Here is a 16047-nt window from a genome sequence, read left to right on the forward strand (position 1 = left end):
ATCCCGGCGAAAGCCGGGACCCAGTGCACTGGGTCATCCACTCGCCCTTAGCCCTCCGACCTTGCCGAGATGGACCGGCACGGCCTGTGCCCAGACAGACTGTCCGAGCAGTGGGTCCCGGCTTTCGCCGGGATGACGGCCTGTGGGTGGTGAGTTTCGCTTGGTGGAGCCCCCACGCGCCGAACCCTAATCCGGCTGCCCGCCCACCTTCGTCACCGCTGCAGACCCGGCCTCGATCCCGCGCCGCAGGCACGTCTCGACATCCGCCCCCCGCAGCTCCGCCGATACGAACGCCGCGGCGAACGCATCGCCCGCCCCGGTCGTATCCACCACATTCACCGCCGGCGCCGGCAGCCTCTGCTTCACGCCCGACGCATCGCCCGCCGCCGCTCCACCCGCTCCGAGCTTGATAATCACCCGCCCGTAATTCGGTCCGAGCACCCGCATCTGCGCCTCGACATCGTCGGTACCGGCCAACGCCACTGCCTCGTCCTCATTGGCGAACAACGTCGAAAACCCCTTGGTCCACTCGAGGAACTTGTCCGCCCCGACCTCCTCGACGAACCCCACCGAGGCCGCATCCACGGCCACCGGAATGCCGCGCGACTGCGCCTCTTCCGCCATCCAGCGCGCCGCATGCCGCGGCTTTTCCGCGAACAGCGAATAGCCCGACACCAGCACGTAGCGGGTCTCCTCGAGCAGCCACACCGGCATGTCCGAGTGCGACAGGTCGAGGTTCGCGCCGCGGTCGGTGAGGAAGCTCCGCTCTCCGTCCGGATCGACGATGATGACGAGAATGCCCGACGGCTTCACCGGATCGGCGATCAGCACCGGATCGACATGGAAGCCGCGCAGATACGCCTCGAGATGCGGCTTGTCGCGCGCCCCAACGCGGGCAACGAAGCTGACGGGCGTCCCCATCGAGCCCAACCACACCGCCTGGTTGGCGCCCGAGCCGCCCGGCCGCTGCGTGATCTGCGCGCGCCGGTCCGAGCCGCGCACGATCGGACCTTCGGGGATCACGATGACGTCGGTCATCACGTCGCCGATGACGATAACCCGGCCGGTGCTGTCGCTCATTTCTTGAGCTTCGCCAGCGCCACCGCGATCTCCGCCGCCACCCGCGCGTTGTTCTCAACGAGAGCAATATTGGCGACGAGGCTCCTGCCTCCGGTCAGCTCGAAGATGCGCTTCAACAGGAACGGCGTCAGGTCCTTGCGGCTCACCCCTTCCTTCTCGGCACCCTTGATCGCCTCGTTGATCCGGCCCTCGATCTCATCCTTGTCGAGCGCCGCGCTCTCGGGGATCGGGTTGGCAACCAGCACGCCGCCCAGCCCCAGCGCGAATTGCAGCGCGATCACCTTGGCGGCGTCCTTGCCGCTCTCCACCCGATGGTCGACCTTGCCGCCCGACTGCCGCGCCCAGAACGCCGGGAAATCCTCGGTCTGGAACCCCAGCACCGGCACGCCCTTGCTCTCCAGCACTTCCAGCGTCTTCGGAATATCAAGGATCGACTTGGCCCCCGCGCACACCACCGCGACCTGGGTGCGGCCGAGTTCCTCCAGATCAGCGGAAATGTCGAACGTCGTCTCTGCCCCGCGATGCACCCCGCCGATCCCGCCGGTGGCGAATACGGAAATGCCCGCCGCCTCCGCCGCCATCATCGTCGTCGCGACTGTGGTGCCGGCCACTTCACCCGAAGCCAGCAATGCCGCGACGTCGCGCCGCGAGGCCTTCGCCGCCTTGCCGCCGGTCTGCGCCAGCCGCTCGAGGTCCTTGGCGGTGACGCCAACCTTGAACTTGCCGTCCATGATGGCGATCGTCGCCGCCACCGCGCCGTGCTTTTCGATCACCGCCTCGACGTTCTGCGCCATCTCGAGGTTCTGCGGATAGGGCATGCCATGGGTGATGATGGTGGATTCGAGCGCCACCACCGGCTGCCCGGCATCGAGGGCCTTCTTGACCGCAGGGGAAATGGACAGATGCTTCTTCAGGCTCACTGGAGCGCCTTTCACTACGAGGTTTTGCCCTCACTTGAACTGAAATCCGCGGCAGTTCAACTCCCCGCCCGCCCCTCGTTCGCGTGGCCGGCCAAAGCTCCTGTGACGGCGCGTCGCAGCACCGTGTTCGCCGGGTTCCCGGCATGGCCGGAATGCCCCTAAAACCCTTGCTCCACGTCGGATTTCCCACTACGTTTCGGCCGGCTGGAAAGCTCGTCGCGAAGGGGCACGTCACTGCTTACGGTTATTGTTGATCCGGAGCCTCCGCCGGATCGATGGGCGCCCGGCTCCGGGCACATTGCGAACCCGAATTCTCCCGGCGCAAGACCCGCGCTGCTTGGCCTACCCTCCCGCGTACCCGCCGACCGACATCTCCGTAGCCGGTCCAACTGCACCCCAGCTTCTTCGAAATTCGCCCGGCACGCCGCCGGGCTTTTGCCATCCGGCGCGCGAGGCGTCGGGGCCATCCGCCATGCACCGCAGGCCAACCGCGGTTCTGAATCAAGGAGACACAACAAATGCATAAGCCGATGCTCATCGCCGCTCTGGGAGCGCTGCTCGTCGCTACCCCGGTGCTCGCGCAGGACAATGTGGTCAACGTCTACAACTGGTCCGACTACATCGCCGAAGACACCATCGCCAACTTCGAAGCCCAGACCGGCATCAAGGTGAACTACGACGTCTACGACAATAACGAGATCGTCGACGCCAAGCTGCTCGCCGGCAATTCGGGCTACGACATCGTCGTCCCCTCGGGCAATTTCCTCGAGCGCCAGATCAAGGCCGGCCTGATCCTGCCGCTCGACAAGTCGAAGCTGACCAACCTCGGCAACCTCGACCCCGCCGTGATGGCCACCGCCGCCTCTCAGGACCCGGACAACGCCCACGGCGTGCCCTACATGATCAACACCATCGGCCTCGGCTACAACGTCGCCAAGGTCACCGCGGCGCTTGGCGCCGACGCCCCGCTCGACAGCTGGGACCTGCTGTTCAAGCCCGAAGTGGTGGCCAAGCTCAAGGATTGCGGCGTCGCCGTGCTCGATAGCCCGTCCGAAGTGATGGGCATTGCCCTCCACTATCTCGGCCTCGATCCGAACTCCGAAAAGGAAGAGGATCTGGCCAAAGCCGAGGCGCTGATGGCCAGCATCAAGCCGTCGCTCCGCTACTTCCACTCGAGCCAGTACATCGACGATCTGGGCAACGGCGAGATCTGCCTCGCACTCGGCTATTCGGGCGATATCTTCATCGCCGCCGATGCCGCCGCGCAGGCTGCCCAGGGCAACGAGGTCAAGTACCTGATCCCCAAGGAAGGCGCTGCGACACTGTTCGACTTCCTCGCCATCCCGGTCGACGCGCCGCATCCGGATAACGCGCTGAAGTTCATCAACTACATCCTCGAACCCAAAGTGGTGGCCGCGATCACCAACTACGTGTTCTACGCCAACCCGAACCTGCCGGCGCTGGAGTTCGTGAACGAGGAAGTGAAGTCGAACCCGGGCATCTACCCGCCGGCCGAGACCATCGCCAAGGCCTTCGTGATGAAGGCGCACTCGCCTGAGTTCGAAGAGGTCTTGACCCGGACCTGGACCCGCATCAAAACCGGTCTGTAATCTCCTCAGGGGGCGGTACTCACCGCCCCCTTTTCCAGTCTCAGGTGCCGAATGGCCAAGAAGCCGCAGCTCGCCATCGACACGCGCCCCTGGCGCGATCCGTCGGCCAAGCCGTTTGTGCGCATTCGCAACGTCTCGAAGAAATTCGGCGACGTCTCGGCTGTGCATGAAGTGTCGCTCGACATCTACAAGTCCGAGCTGTTCTGCCTGCTCGGCGGCTCGGGTTCGGGCAAGTCGACCCTGCTGCGCATGCTCGCGGGCTTCGAAAAGCCGACCTCGGGCACCATCGAGATCGACGGCCAGGACATGACCGAGGTGCCGCCCTACCAGCGGCCGGTCAACATGATGTTCCAGTCCTATGCGCTGTTCCCGCACATGAACGTCGAGCAGAACATCGCCTACGGGCTGAAGCGCGATAACATGCCGCGCGGCGAGATCGCCGATCGGGTCGCGGAGCTCCTGAGCCTCGTGAAGCTCCAGGACTACGGCAAGCGGAAGCCCAACCAGCTGTCGGGTGGCCAGCGCCAGCGCGTCGCCCTCGCCCGTTCGCTGGCGAAGCGCCCCAAACTGCTGCTGCTCGACGAACCGCTCGGCGCGCTCGACAAGAAGCTGCGCGAAGAGACCCAGTTCGAACTGGTCAAGATCCAGGAATCTCTCGGCGTCACCTTCATCGTCGTCACCCACGACCAGGAAGAGGCGATGACGCTCGCCACCCGCATCGGCGTGATGAACCAGGGCGAGATCGCCATGATCGGCGAACCGCACGACATCTACGAGTTCCCCAACTCGCGCTTTGTCGCGAGCTTCATCGGCTCGGCCAACATGGTCGAGGGCGTCGTCACCGAGGATGAGCCGGACCATGTCCGCATCCGCTCGCCCGAGCTCGGCTGCGACATCTATGTCGGCCATGGTGTCGATTGCGCCCCGGACCAGCTCCTCTGGTGGGCCATCCGCCCCGAAAAGATGGAGCTGAGCCGCGAGAGGCCTGAAGCGCTCAATGGCGCCAACGTCACCAAGGGCGTGGTGGAGGATATCGGCTACCTGGGCGACATGAGCGTCTACCAGGTCGTGCTCGAGAGCGGCAAACGCATCCGCGTCAGCCAGACCAACACCGCCCGTGGCAACCCCGACGCCATCACCTGGGAAGAGCAGGTCTACGTCACCTGGGGCGACAGCTCCGGCTCGGTGCTGACGGTATGACCCTCACCGGCAACCAGTTGCCGCCGCCGCGTCGCCTCCGCCCCTGGAGTGGGCTGGAGCGCCGGCTGCGCGACGTCGGCATTTCCGGCCGCACGCTGGTGATTGCCGCGCCCGCCATCTGGCTGACCGTCTTCTTCCTCATCCCGCTCGCCGTGGTCTTCGGCATTTCGCTCGCCACCAAGCAGTTCGGCCGCCCGCCTTACTCGCCGCTGCTCACCACCGAAGGCGGCACCGTGCAGCTGACGCTGCACCTCTCCAACTATCTGAAGCTCTTCACCGATCCGCTCTATGTCGCGGCCTACCTGAGCTCGATCCGCATCGCGCTGATCGCCACGGTGATCACCCTCTTCATCGGGTATCCGATGGCCTATGCCATCGCCCGCGCCCCGGACAAGTGGCGCAACATCCTGCTGATGCTGGTGATCCTGCCGTTCTGGACCTCGTTCCTGCTGCGCGTCTACGCGCTCAGTGGTTTCATGCGCGGCAACGGCGTGATCAACCAGGTGCTCGCCGTATTCGGCATCGAGCCGCTGGTGATGATGCAGACCGATTTCGCGGTCTATGTGGGCATCGTCTACACCTACCTGCCGTTCATGATCCTGCCGCTCTACACCAACCTCGTGAAGCTCGACTCGGCGCTGCTCGAGGCCTCCGCCGACCTCGGCTCGCGCCCCTGGCAGACCTTCATCTCGGTCACCCTGCCGCTGTCGCTGCCCGGCATCGTCGCCGGCTCGATGTTGGTGTTCATCCCGGCGATCGGCGAGTTCGTCATCCCCTCACTGCTCGGCGGGCCGGAGACGCTGATGATCGGCCGCGTGCTGTGGGACGAGTTCTTCGGCGCCACCAACTGGCCGCGCGCCGCATCCGTCGCCATCGCCATGCTGGTCGTCGTCGTCATCCCCATCCTGCTGCTGCAAAAGGCGCAGGATGCGGTGGTCGAGAAAGGCAAGTAGATGCGGCGCGGCTGGTTCCTCCCCATCACGGCGACGCTCGGCTTCGCCTTTCTCTATCTGCCGATCATCTCGCTGGTGGTGTTCTCGTTCAACGAGAGCAAGCTGGTCACCGTGTGGTCCGGCTTCTCCACCAAATGGTATGGCGAGCTCTTCGCCGACGAGCAGATGCTGGGCGCTGCCTGGCTGAGCCTTCGCATCGCCTTCTTCTCCGCGAGCTTCGCTCTCGTGCTCGGCACGCTCTGCGCCGTGGCGCTGGTGCGCTTCAAGCGCTTCCGCGGCCGCACCGTCCTCGCCGGCACCGTCTCGGCCCCGCTGGTGATGCCCGACGTGATCACCGGCCTGGCGCTGCTGCTCTTGTTCGTCGGGATGGAATCGACCCTCGGTTGGCCCGCCGGCCGCGGCATGCTCACCATCGTCATCGCGCATACCACGTTCTGCATGGCCTACATCACCGTGGTGGTGCAGTCGCGCCTCTCCGACCTCGACCTGAGCCTCGAGGAAGCCGCGATGGACCTCGGCGCCACCCCGTTCCGGGTGTTCTTCGACATCACCCTGCCGATCATTGCGCCCGCCCTGGTCTCCGGCTGGCTGCTCGGCTTCACCCTGTCGCTCGACGACCTGGTGATCGCCAGCTTCGTCTCCGGCCCGGGCTCGTCCACCCTGCCGATGGTGATCTTTTCCAAGATCAAGCTCGGCGTCTCCCCCGACGTCAACGCCCTCGCCACCATCATCATCGGCATCGTCGCCCTCGGCGTGCTAGGCGCCACGATCATCGGGCTGCGCGCCGGCAAGGAAAAGCGGGCGTCATAGTCCGCGCACCCGCTTCCCAACTTCAGGGCATGAACAGCTAAGCCACCTGCTTCGGCCGCGTCGGCGCCACGAGGCTCGTCTTCCCGCCGCCCGCCTTCAGCTTGGCGATCGCCTCGAACTGGATGCAGTTCTTCGACATCTCCATGATCTCGATCCGGTTGCCGTCCGGATCCTCGATCCACATGCCGCGATTGCGATCGAGCCCGCGCTTGTCGCTGCGTGGATGCATCAGCCCGATGCCGACGCTCTGCAGGTGCCGCTCCGCCACCTCGATATCGTCGACCGTCAGGCACAGATGGTTGGTCCCCGTCGCCTCCGGACCCGCAACGCGCGATTTCCCGCCCGGGAACAGCTCGAGATAGAGGTTGTCGTCGAAGCGCAGGTAGGCGATCCACGCCTGCCCATCCTCCTCGGTCAGCCGCAGGAACTCGGGGAATCCGAGCTTCTCGTAGAAGGCGATCGAAGCCTCCAGATCCTGCACCTTGAGCGCAATGTGCCCCAGGCTGTTGAACGCCGCCATGCTCGTCTCCTCGTGATGATGTTGTGCCGCGCCCTCCCGGCGCCTGCTGTACTCTGCATCAGTATTAGCGATAATACAACAGATCACGAACGTCCCATCGTTCGCTCATCCCGAACGCGCCGTCGTCCCGGTTTCGTCTTTGTGCCTGCTTGCGCAGCCAACGCGACAGGTCTATGTGAGCGCGGTCGGTCGAACTATCGGCCGGCGAGTTCTCAGGGCGGGGTGCAACTCCCCACCGGCGGTAAATGGGTGAAAGCCCAAAGCCCGCGAGCGCCTCCGGAGCAATCCAGAGGGTCAGCAGATCCGGTGTAATTCCGGAGCCGACGGTATAGTCCGGATGAAAGAGAACGGGACCACGCGCTGGCTTGCCGGCGTCCGCCCATCTTGGGCTGCCCACCATCCGGGCAGGACGCCATTTTCCATCGCCGATCCCCGTAACTCCCTGAGGGAACTGGTTACGGAAAGGATCCACGATGAGCCAGATTTCCTCGTCTACCAACTCTGCCGCCACCGGCGCCGCATTCATGCTGGTCGCTGCCTTCGCCTTTGCCGGTTCCAACCTGCTGCAGTCCGTGCTGCCGACTCCGGTGGAGTATGGCGGCTTCGGCATGAGCTCTACCGGCATGGCCTTCTGGCAATATGTCATTGCCGCCATCCTCAGCCTGCCGCTGATCGTCCGCATCGGCGTCAGCAAGCTCCGCACCAGCCATCCGCTGGCGCACGAGATCCGCGCCTTCGTCTCGGCGCTCGGGGTCCACGTCTTCGTCTACGGCTTCGCCTCCGGGGTGCCGATCTGGCAGATGGTGACCCTGCTCGCCACCGGCCCGCTGTTCATCATCCTCGGCTCCACCATCTTCCTCGGCGAGCGCGCCTCCCCGGCCCGCATCACTGCGGCGCTGCTGGGCTTCGTCGGCGCCATCATCGTCTCCGGCGTCGGCACCGACAGCCTCGGCTGGACGGCCCTCGTGCCGATCGTCGCCGCGGCCCTGTGGGGCACCACCGACGTGCTCACCAAGTACCTCGCACTCAAGGGCGAGAGCCCCGAGACGCTGACCATCTCGCTGCTGGTCCTCGTGACGCCGAACCATCTGCTGATCCTGCTCGCCGTCTGGGGCCTCAGCATCGTCGCGCCCGGCCTGCTACCGGCCGGTATCGCCAACAACGTCTTCGCGCTCCCCTCGGGCAACGCCCTGTGGCTGCTGGCTTTGCTCGGTGCGCTCACTGCCGCCGCGCAGTACCTGCTCGCCTATGCCTACAAGGTGGCCGACGCGACGTACCTGCAGCCCTTCGGCGACAGCAAGGTGCCACTGAGCGGCCTCGTCGGCTGGGTCATCCTCGGCCAGGTGCCGTCGGTCTGGTTCTGGCCGGGCGCAGCGCTGATCGTTCTGGCCTCGGTGTTCATCTACTGGGTCGAAAGCCGCGGCCGCACCGGCACCCTCGCTACCGCCTGAGCTGACTGCACCAACTCAGGCGCTCCGGGGCCGCCGTGACTGCGGCCCCCTGCGGCGACGGCCTCTGGCCGTCGTCCGCTTGTCAGACGGAAACCCAGCGCTGCTCCTGATGGCTCTCTGCCATCGCATGCACCGTCCGCTCGATCTCGAGCCCGCGCGCAAAATCGACGATCTGCGCCGCCCCATCCCCACCGATCGCCTTGAGCAACTCGTGGCACTCGATGATCTTCAGCTCGTTGAAGCCCAAGCCATGCCCCGGCGCCGGAATGAACCGCTCATACGGCGCATGCACCGGAGCTGTCAGGATCGTCCGAAACCCCTGCTCGCTCGCGTGGTCGCTGGCGGTGTAGAGCTGGAACTCGTTCATCCGCTCCTGGTCATAAACGATCGTCCCCTTGCTGCCGAACACCTGCAGCGCAATCCGCCCCTTCCGCCCCCAGGCCGAGCGGTCGAGCGCCATCACCCCGGATGCACCGTTCGTAAGCTCCAGTAGCACCGAAGCAATATCGTAGGTCTCGACCTTCCGCCGCCCGCCGTCCCGGCTCGGCCGGTCGGCATAGGGCATCGCCAGCTGCGCCATCACCCGGCTCGCGCCACCGAACAGGAACTGCATCAGGCTCAGCGGATGCACCCCGAAATCGTCGAGCGCGCCGTAGCCCGACGACGCCTCGCTCTTCCAGTAGAACAGGGCCTCGGGGTCGGCCATGAAGTCCTCGTCCATCTCGAACCGGACATGGTTCACCGCCCCGATCGCTCCCTCGTCGAGCAGCCGCTTGATGTGCCGGATCACCGGGTTCTGGATGTAGTTATAGCCGAGCGCCGTGACCTTCCCCGAGGCCTTCGCCGCCGCAACCATCCGCTGCGCTTCGGCAAAACCCACCGCCATCGGCTTCTCGCACCAGACGTGCTTGCCCGCCTCCAGCGCCGCGATCGCCATCTCCGCATGGAAGGCGTTCGGCGTCGTCACCGACACGACCTCCACTGCCGGATCGGCAATCAGCTCGCGCCAGTCCGAGGTGGACTTTTCGAACCCGAACTCGTCGGCCCGCCGCGCTGCCAGCTCCGGCGACACCTCGGCGAGATGCACCAGCCGCGGCTTCGGCCCATCCCCGAACACCGGCTTCACCCCATTCCAGGCCAGCGCATGGCACTTGCCCATATATCCCGTGCCGATGAGGCCGACGCCGATGGTGGTCATGTTTTCTTCCTTCCGCCGGTGGCTGTGGACCCCACCCCTGTCCCTCCCCCTACTGGGGAGGGAGAACCACACACCAAAATCGAGGCCAGCGTCTCCCTCCCCATTCTTAGGGGGAGGGGACAGGGGTGAGGATCGGCTCGCACCGAACAAGCCGTCTATCAAAAGAACACCCGGAGCCCTTGCGGACTCCGGGCGTCAGCTCCTTGGAGGAGAGCTTACTTGTAATCCGCGGCGTTATCCTTGGTGACCAGCACGGTACCGGTATCGATCCACGGCTCGAGCGTCTTGCCGGCCTTGAGGTCGACCAGCGCCTGGATGCCGAAGCCGCCCATATTGGCCGGCGCCTGTGCCACCGAAGCGGTCATTTCGCCCGCGAGGATCGAGGCCGCCGCATCCGGGTTGGCGTCGAACCCGACAACCATCACGTCCTGGAGCTTGGCCGCAGCCTTCAACGCTTCCACGGCGCCGAGCGCCATGTTGTCGTTGGAGCCGAAGATGCCCTTGATGTTCGGGTTGCCGGCAAGGATGTTCTCGGTCACGGCGAGGCCCTTGGCGCGATCCCACTCGGCAGTCTGCTCGGCGACGACCTTGAGGCCGCAGGCTTCGAGACCCTTCTTCGAACCATCGGCGCGGGCCTGCCCGGTCGACTGCGAAATCAGGCCCTGGAGGATCGCGACGTCCGAACCCGACGGCAGGTTCTTGCACATGAAGTCGGCGGCAAGTGCGGCGCCCACTTCGTTGTTGGTGCCGATGAAGGTGACGCCTTCATTGATGCCGCGGGTATCGACGAACACCACCGGGATGCCGGCGGCCTTGGCCGCGTCCACCACCGGGGCGAGCGCGTTCGGGTCGGTCGGCGCCAGTGCGATGCCGTCCACCTTCTGTGCGATCAGGTCTTCGATCTGGGTGATCTGTGCCTGCACGTCCGATTCGGACGGCGGCGCGACGACGATCACCTCGACGCCGAGTTCGGCGCCCTTGGCCTTGGCGCCGGCCTCGACCGCCGCCCAGAACGGATTGCCGGCGCCCGGGCCCTTCATGCCCAGGACGAACGCGGCGTTGGCCGAACCGGCCATGGCGAGCAGCGCACTCAGCGCAACGCCCGTAAGAAGCAGTTTCTTCATGGTCATGGTCCTCCCTGAACCATTTGTTGTCTCCGTTCCCTCAGGACCCCGGCCGGGAGACACGGCCGGGCCCGATTCCTCCTAGCGGCGCACCGCAGCGCGGCGGCGCAGCACGTCGATATAGACGGCGACGATGATCACCAGACCGATCAGGATCTGCTGCCAGAACGCCGAGACATTGTTGATATTCAAGCCGTTGCGCAGGATGCCCATGATCAGCACGCCGGCCAGGACGCCCAGTACCGTGCCGCGCCCGCCGAAGAACGAGGCGCCGCCAATGATCACTGCCGCGATCGCATCGAGCTCGATACCGATGCCGGCATTGGGGAAGCCCGAGTCGGTGCGTCCCGCCAGCAGCAGGCCCGAGAGCCCCGCCATGAAGCCAGAGATCATGTAGACCACCACCAGGGTGCGATCGACATTGATACCCGACACCCGCGCCGCATGTGGATTGCCGCCGATGGCGAAGATGTGCCGGCCCATATTGGTCTTCTCGAGGAAGAACCACAGCCCGATGGCGCACACCCCGACAAGGATCAGGCTCGCCGGGATGCCCGCTGGCGCCGGCAGCCCGAGGCCGAAATAGGCCTGCCCGATGTAACGCACCTCAGGCTGCAGGCCCGAGATCGGCGCGCCGTTCGAGATCAAATAGGTGAGCCCGCGCGCTACGTTCAGCGTGCCGAGCGTCATGATGAACGGATGCGGCAGCTTCAGCACCGTGAGACCCACGCCGTTCACCCAGCCGACGATCAGCCCGATCGCCGGACCGATCAGCAGCACCAGCGGCCACGGCACCCCGGCCTTCGACGCAATCGCAAGGCTGACCATGGAGAGTCCCATGATCGACCCGACGCTGAGGTCGATGCCGGCGGTGACGATCACCACGTACATGCCGAGCGCCAGCAGCGCCAACGAGGCGTTTTGCTTCAGGATATTGGTGAGGTTCTGCGCCGACAGGAACACGTCCGGCTTGATCGCGGCCAGCACCGCCATCATCACCACGACGACGAGGATGATGCCGTAGACCTCGAGGAATTTCGACATGCCGGGGCCGCGAAGCGAGAACCCGGATTTGGTAGCGGGGGTGTCAGACATGGCCCGCCCTCAATGCATGTTGTCATGGGCGAGGGCGGTCGTGTGCCCCTTGGTCCCCATGATCCAGCCGATAACCTCGTTGCGCGAGGTCTTGCCCAGCTCCGACTCGGCGAAATTGGTGCCCTGGTAGAGCGCCATCACCCGGTCGCAGCAGTAGAAGATATCGTCCATGCGGTGCGAGATGATGATCACCGCCACCCCGTGCTCCTTCAGCGAGCGCACCAGGTCGAGCACCTTGCCGACTTCCTTGATGGCGAGAGCCGCGGTCGGCTCGTCCATGATCACGAGCTTCGCGTCGAACGCCGTGGCCCGCGCGATCGCCACCGCCTGCCGCTGTCCGCCCGACAGGTCCTCGGTGTTTTGCTCCACCGATTTGACATGGATGTGCAGCCGGTCGAGGTGGTCGGTCGCCATCTGCCGCGACCGCTTATGGTCGACGATGGTCAGCGGCCCGAACTTCGTTCCCGGCTCGCGGCCGAGATAGATGTTCTCGTAGATCGGCATGTTCCCGGCCAGCGCAAAGTCCTGGTAGACCATCTCGATGCCGAGCTTCTGGGCGTCCTTGGGGCTCGAGAAGTGCACCGGCGCGCCGTTGAAGACCAGGTCCCCCTCGCTCGGCTTGAACAGCCCGCTCAGGATCTTCATCAGGGTGGATTTGCCAGCGCCATTGTCGCCGACCACGCCCAGCACTTCGCCCGGCGCCACGTGGAAGTTCACGTCGCGCAGCGCCGTGATGGCGCCGAAATACTTCGATATTCCCCTGGCTTCGAGCAGCACTGCCGCCATTGCGCACGGTCCTCCCCGACCTTGCTGCGGCCTCGTTCTCGCTTAATGGAACGAATGATACCGCATTCCCTGTTGATGGAATGTTTATTCCATTCTAAGGTGTGTCGTCAAGCGGGACGTGTTCCAAATTCGGAACGTGGATAACCCGCACGGTGCTGGCAGAAGTTCATGGACTTGGCCTGCACTTCTGTTGGACTCTGCATCGCCAAATGCATGCAATTTGAGGCCGGTATGGACGACGGGGATATCAAGCTCGATGACGCGGTGCCGCGGGACTTTCCCGCGCTGCGCGCGCTGATCGCTGCCCGCGCCCCCACCCTGCCCCGCCGGCTCACCCAGGTGGCGAGCTTCGCGCTCGACAACCCCGACGACATCGCTTTCGGCACCGCCGCCAGCGTCGCGCAACGCTCGGGCGTGCAGCCATCAACGCTGGTGCGCTTCAGCCAGGCCCTTGGCTATCAAGGCTTTTCCGACCTGCAGGACGTGTTCCGCGCCCGCCTGCGCGACCGCGTCCCGAGCTACGAAGAGCGCCTGAAGCAGCTGCGCGAGCACGGCGGCGCATCAAAAAGCGGCCTGCTGCTGCAAGGTTTTGCCGATGCCGCCGAGCGCTCGGTCGCCGACCTGCGGCTCAAGCTCGACCCGGAAACCCTTGATACGGCTGTCGAAATCCTCGCCAAGGCGGAGACCGTCTACCTCGTCGGCCTCCGCCGCTCGTTCCCCATCACCAGCTACATGGCCTACGCCATGGGCAAGCTCGGCATCCGCAATATGCTGGTCGACGGCATCGCCGGGCTCGGCGCCGAACAGATCGGCTTCATCTCGCCCCGCGACGCAGTGCTGGCCATCAGCTTCACACCCTATGCCAGCGAGACGGTGACCCTCGCCCACGCGGCAAAAGCCCGGCACGCCAAGGTCGTCTCGATCACCGACTCGATCTTTAGCCCCATCGCGCCGATCGCCGACGCCTGGCTCGAGATTGTCGAAGCGGACTTCGAGGGCTTCCGCTCGATGGCCGCAACCATGGCGCTGGCGATGACACTGACCGTCGCGGTCGCAAGCCGACGCGGCGAAAAGTAGGACACCCCCTGCCTTCTCCCACAAGGGGAGAAGGCAGGGGGTGCTGCACCCCAGAGCCTCAAGCCTTCTTTTGCGGATAGCCCAGCGCGCTTCCGGCATATGCCCCGACCACCGTCTGCTCGTACTCCACGCAAGACCCTGTCATCGGCGACGATTCCGGGCCGCCGAGGAAGGCGATCAGCCGGGCTACGTCTTCCGGCTTGATCAGCTTGCCGAACGGCCGCGTCGGCTCGGCCTGTTCCAGCCAGTCGTCCGATGCGTCGTGGAACTTCTTCAGTGTCTCGTGCTCGCCCGGCGTATCGGCCCAGCCGAGGATGATGCCGTTGACGCGGATTCGCATCATGTTGACGGCGTTTGCGGTGTTCTTGGTCAGCGTCATCAGCGCGCCCTTCGACGCGCTGTACGCCGCGAGGTTGGGCGAGCCGATATAGGCGTTGACCGACAGGATGTTGACGATCGTCCCCTCGGTGCGCTCGCGCTGCATCACCTTAATGGCGTCCTGCATCAGGAAGAACGGCGCCCGCACGTTGACCGCGAACATCTTGTCGTAGAGCGCGAGATCGGTGTCGAGAATGGTGCCGCGATCGGTCAGTCCTGCGATGTTGGCGAGAACGTCGACCCGACCGAACGCCTTGTCCGCCGCGGGGATGACCTTCGCCACCGCCTCGGGATCCGCCAGATCCGCCTCGACGAAGATTGCCTTGGTGCCGGCCGCGTTCAGCGATTTCGCCACGGCCTCGCCCTGCTCGGCGCGCCGATCGACCAGCACCACGCCGGCCGCGCCGCGCGCCGCCAGCAGCCGCGCCGCCGCCTCGCCGATGCCCTGCGCGGCACCGGTGACAACGGCAATCTTGCCGGCAAATTGGGCGGAGGCACTATCAGTCATGTCTGGGACTCAAATGGGTAAAGGAAAGCGGCCGGAGACTAGGGATTTGGGCAACGCAAGCCAAGCCCCATCGTGCGATGACGATGCTTCCCATTGGGCAGCCGCGCCGGTGCTCTCCGACCCCCACCCCTGTCCCCTCCCCCTAAGAATGGGGAGGGAGACGCTCACATTGATTCCGGCGTTTTCGTCTCCCTCCCCATTCTTAGGGGGAGGGGACAGGGGTGGGGGTCCACAGCCACCAGGGCTGCGGGCCAGTTACCCCACCCGAACCGCCTGCCCAGTCTGCGAGCTCTTCGTCGCGGCTTCCGCCAGCTTCTGCGCCTGCAGTCCATCGTATCCGGACGGCGTCGGCGTGGTGCCGTTGGCGATCGCGTCGATGAACGTGTTCACCTCGGCCGCGTAGGCCGCGACGTACCGGTCGATGAAGAAATTCTGGATCACGTCCTGCGTGAAGCCGGCGCCGTCGGCCCGCTCGAGCGTCGTCATGTGGATGTTGCCGGCACGCAGCATGCCCTTCGAGCCGTGCACTTCGACCCGCTGGTCGTAGCCATAGGTGGCGCGGCGGGAGTTGGTGATGACAGCGATCTTGCCAGAGGCGGTCTGCATCTGCACCGCGGCGGTATCGACGTCGCCAGCGACGCCGATGGCCTTGTCGACCAACGCGCTACCGAGCGCGTGGACCGAGACGAACTCCTCGCCGACGAGGAAGCGCGCCATGTCGAAATCGTGGATCATCATGTCGCGGTAGAGCCCGCCGGAACGCTCGATATAGCTGACCGGCGGCGGCGCCGGGTCGCGCGAGATGATGGTGACGATCTCGACGTCGCCGATCTCCCCGCTCTGGATGCGCTTCTGCACCGCGGCGAAGTTCGGATCGAACCGGCGGTTGAAGCCGATCATCAGCGGCACGCCGGCCGCCTTAACCACCGGCAGGCAGGCCTCGATCCGCTCCACCGACAGCGACACCGGCTTCTCGCAGAGGATCGCCTTGCCCGCCCGCGCCGCCTGCTCGATCAGGTCGGCATGCGTATCGGTGGGCGTCGCGATCAGGACCGCGTCGACGTCGGAGGCGAGGATCTCGTCGATCGTCGCGACCTTGGCGCCGACCGAGGCGGCCAGCGATGCCGCAGCGTCGGGAATGGCGTCGGCGACGTAGGCGACGCTGGCCCGGCTGGAGTTGCTAATCGTCCCCGCGTGGACCTTGCCGATACGCCCCGCACCCAGGACAGCAAACCTGACCAATTCTATTCTCCCCGATCAACCTAGATGAACGGATGCTGCACGCATCCTGAACTGCAAATCTGTGCATTCGACCATGCTGAGTTGCGCGATGGTCC

At 65.3% G+C, this 16047-nt stretch carries 15 protein-coding genes and 1 riboswitch; of the genes, 6 read left to right on the forward strand and 9 right to left on the reverse strand.

What is annotated here, in order from left to right; translation table 11 throughout:
* Positions 1-186 precede the first annotated feature (186 nt).
* Both AC1DWU_RS01895 and AC1DWU_RS01900 read right to left on the reverse strand, forming a co-directional pair.
* The gene (locus AC1DWU_RS01895; RefSeq protein WP_477148259.1) at positions 187-1080 is read right to left on the reverse strand and encodes a carbohydrate kinase family protein; all 894 of its coding nucleotides are present in this window, start codon (positions 1078-1080) and stop codon (positions 187-189) included.
* Entirely contained in the window at positions 1077-2000 is a 924-nt protein-coding gene (locus tag AC1DWU_RS01900) for a pseudouridine-5'-phosphate glycosidase (protein ID WP_477148260.1), read from the reverse strand. Before AC1DWU_RS01900 ends, AC1DWU_RS01895 begins: the two co-directional genes overlap by 4 nt.
* Before the next feature lie 518 nt (positions 2001-2518).
* On the opposite strand from AC1DWU_RS01900, the gene AC1DWU_RS01905 reads away from it, so the two are divergent.
* Genes AC1DWU_RS01905 through AC1DWU_RS01920 form a run of 4 tightly spaced genes read left to right on the forward strand, consistent with a single transcriptional unit; the run spans position 2519 to position 6573 of the window.
* The gene (locus AC1DWU_RS01905; RefSeq protein ID WP_477148261.1) at positions 2519-3610 is read left to right on the forward strand and encodes a polyamine ABC transporter substrate-binding protein; all 1092 of its coding nucleotides are present in this window, start codon (positions 2519-2521) and stop codon (positions 3608-3610) included.
* 51 nt (positions 3611-3661) lie between these two features.
* Positions 3662-4810 (forward strand): ABC transporter ATP-binding protein, encoded by a 1149-nt coding sequence (locus AC1DWU_RS01910; RefSeq protein ID WP_477148262.1) that lies wholly within the window; start codon positions 3662-3664, stop codon positions 4808-4810.
* Positions 4807-5763: an ABC transporter permease subunit gene (locus tag AC1DWU_RS01915; RefSeq protein ID WP_477148263.1), complete on the forward strand. Its 957-nt coding sequence runs from the start codon at positions 4807-4809 to the stop codon at positions 5761-5763. Before AC1DWU_RS01910 ends, AC1DWU_RS01915 begins: the two co-directional genes overlap by 4 nt.
* Complete coding sequence (locus AC1DWU_RS01920) at positions 5764-6573, forward strand: ABC transporter permease subunit (protein ID WP_477148264.1); 810 nt, start codon at positions 5764-5766, stop codon at positions 6571-6573.
* Positions 6574-6610: 37 nt separating this feature from the next.
* Here the strand turns inward: AC1DWU_RS01920 and AC1DWU_RS01925 are convergent, their stop codons facing one another.
* Positions 6611-7093, reverse strand: coding sequence for a VOC family protein (locus tag AC1DWU_RS01925; protein WP_477148265.1), 483 nt, complete (start codon positions 7091-7093; stop codon positions 6611-6613).
* A gap of 204 nt (positions 7094-7297) precedes the next feature.
* A riboswitch (FMN riboswitch) is annotated at positions 7298-7446 on the forward strand.
* Positions 7447-7566: 120 nt separating this feature from the next.
* On the opposite strand from AC1DWU_RS01925, the gene AC1DWU_RS01930 reads away from it, so the two are divergent.
* Entirely contained in the window at positions 7567-8544 is a 978-nt protein-coding gene (locus tag AC1DWU_RS01930; RefSeq protein ID WP_477148266.1) for a DMT family transporter, read from the forward strand.
* Between the two features lie 82 nt (positions 8545-8626).
* Here AC1DWU_RS01930 and AC1DWU_RS01935 read toward each other — a convergent pair whose 3' ends face one another.
* The 4 genes from AC1DWU_RS01935 to AC1DWU_RS01950 all read right to left on the reverse strand — a co-directional run bounded on the left by AC1DWU_RS01935 (position 8627) and on the right by AC1DWU_RS01950 (position 12747).
* Positions 8627-9742 carry a Gfo/Idh/MocA family protein gene (locus AC1DWU_RS01935; RefSeq protein ID WP_477148267.1) on the reverse strand — a complete coding sequence of 372 codons (1116 nt, stop codon included), beginning with the start codon at positions 9740-9742 and terminating at the stop codon, positions 8627-8629.
* A 215-nt stretch (positions 9743-9957) separates the two neighbouring features.
* Complete coding sequence (locus tag AC1DWU_RS01940; RefSeq protein ID WP_477148268.1) at positions 9958-10866, reverse strand: sugar ABC transporter substrate-binding protein; 909 nt, start codon at positions 10864-10866, stop codon at positions 9958-9960.
* An 81-nt stretch (positions 10867-10947) separates the two neighbouring features.
* A complete protein-coding gene (locus AC1DWU_RS01945) occupies positions 10948-11961 on the reverse strand; it encodes an ABC transporter permease (protein WP_477148269.1) in 1014 nt (337 codons plus the stop codon).
* Positions 11962-11970: 9 nt separating this feature from the next.
* The gene (locus AC1DWU_RS01950) at positions 11971-12747 is read right to left on the reverse strand and encodes an ATP-binding cassette domain-containing protein (protein WP_477148270.1); all 777 of its coding nucleotides are present in this window, start codon (positions 12745-12747) and stop codon (positions 11971-11973) included.
* Positions 12748-12978: 231 nt separating this feature from the next.
* Between AC1DWU_RS01950 and AC1DWU_RS01955 the strand changes: the two genes are divergently transcribed.
* Positions 12979-13824 carry a MurR/RpiR family transcriptional regulator gene (locus tag AC1DWU_RS01955; RefSeq protein ID WP_477148271.1) on the forward strand — a complete coding sequence of 282 codons (846 nt, stop codon included), beginning with the start codon at positions 12979-12981 and terminating at the stop codon, positions 13822-13824.
* 58 nt (positions 13825-13882) lie between these two features.
* On the opposite strand, the gene AC1DWU_RS01960 is transcribed toward AC1DWU_RS01955, so the two are convergent.
* A complete protein-coding gene (locus tag AC1DWU_RS01960; protein WP_477148272.1) occupies positions 13883-14710 on the reverse strand; it encodes an SDR family oxidoreductase in 828 nt (275 codons plus the stop codon).
* Between the two features lie 255 nt (positions 14711-14965).
* The gene (iolG, locus tag AC1DWU_RS01965) at positions 14966-15952 is read right to left on the reverse strand and encodes an inositol 2-dehydrogenase (RefSeq protein ID WP_477148273.1); all 987 of its coding nucleotides are present in this window, start codon (positions 15950-15952) and stop codon (positions 14966-14968) included.
* Between the last annotated feature and the right edge of the window lie 95 nt (positions 15953-16047).

Source organism: Devosia sp. P2_G7, from assembly GCF_056403495.1.

Excerpts from the sequence above, each read along its gene's own strand:
- AC1DWU_RS01945 (WP_477148269.1), bottom strand. The coding sequence starts at position 11,961 with ATGTCTGACACCCCCGCTACCAAATCCGGGTTCTCGCTTCGCGGCCCC.
- AC1DWU_RS01930 (WP_477148266.1), top strand. The coding sequence starts at position 7,567 with ATGAGCCAGATTTCCTCGTCTACCAACTCTGCCGCCACCGGCGCCGCA.
- AC1DWU_RS01925 (WP_477148265.1), bottom strand. The coding sequence starts at position 7,093 with ATGGCGGCGTTCAACAGCCTGGGGCACATTGCGCTCAAGGTGCAGGAT.
- AC1DWU_RS01955 (WP_477148271.1), top strand. The coding sequence starts at position 12,979 with ATGGACGACGGGGATATCAAGCTCGATGACGCGGTGCCGCGGGACTTT.
- AC1DWU_RS01960 (WP_477148272.1), bottom strand. The coding sequence starts at position 14,710 with ATGACTGATAGTGCCTCCGCCCAATTTGCCGGCAAGATTGCCGTTGTC.
- AC1DWU_RS01940 (WP_477148268.1), bottom strand. The coding sequence starts at position 10,866 with ATGAAGAAACTGCTTCTTACGGGCGTTGCGCTGAGTGCGCTGCTCGCC.
- AC1DWU_RS01915 (WP_477148263.1), top strand. The coding sequence starts at position 4,807 with ATGACCCTCACCGGCAACCAGTTGCCGCCGCCGCGTCGCCTCCGCCCC.
- AC1DWU_RS01950 (WP_477148270.1), bottom strand. The coding sequence starts at position 12,747 with ATGGCGGCAGTGCTGCTCGAAGCCAGGGGAATATCGAAGTATTTCGGC.
- AC1DWU_RS01895 (WP_477148259.1), bottom strand. The coding sequence starts at position 1,080 with ATGAGCGACAGCACCGGCCGGGTTATCGTCATCGGCGACGTGATGACC.
- AC1DWU_RS01910 (WP_477148262.1), top strand. The coding sequence starts at position 3,662 with ATGGCCAAGAAGCCGCAGCTCGCCATCGACACGCGCCCCTGGCGCGAT.
- AC1DWU_RS01935 (WP_477148267.1), bottom strand. The coding sequence starts at position 9,742 with ATGACCACCATCGGCGTCGGCCTCATCGGCACGGGATATATGGGCAAG.
- AC1DWU_RS01905 (WP_477148261.1), top strand. The coding sequence starts at position 2,519 with ATGCATAAGCCGATGCTCATCGCCGCTCTGGGAGCGCTGCTCGTCGCT.
- AC1DWU_RS01920 (WP_477148264.1), top strand. The coding sequence starts at position 5,764 with ATGCGGCGCGGCTGGTTCCTCCCCATCACGGCGACGCTCGGCTTCGCC.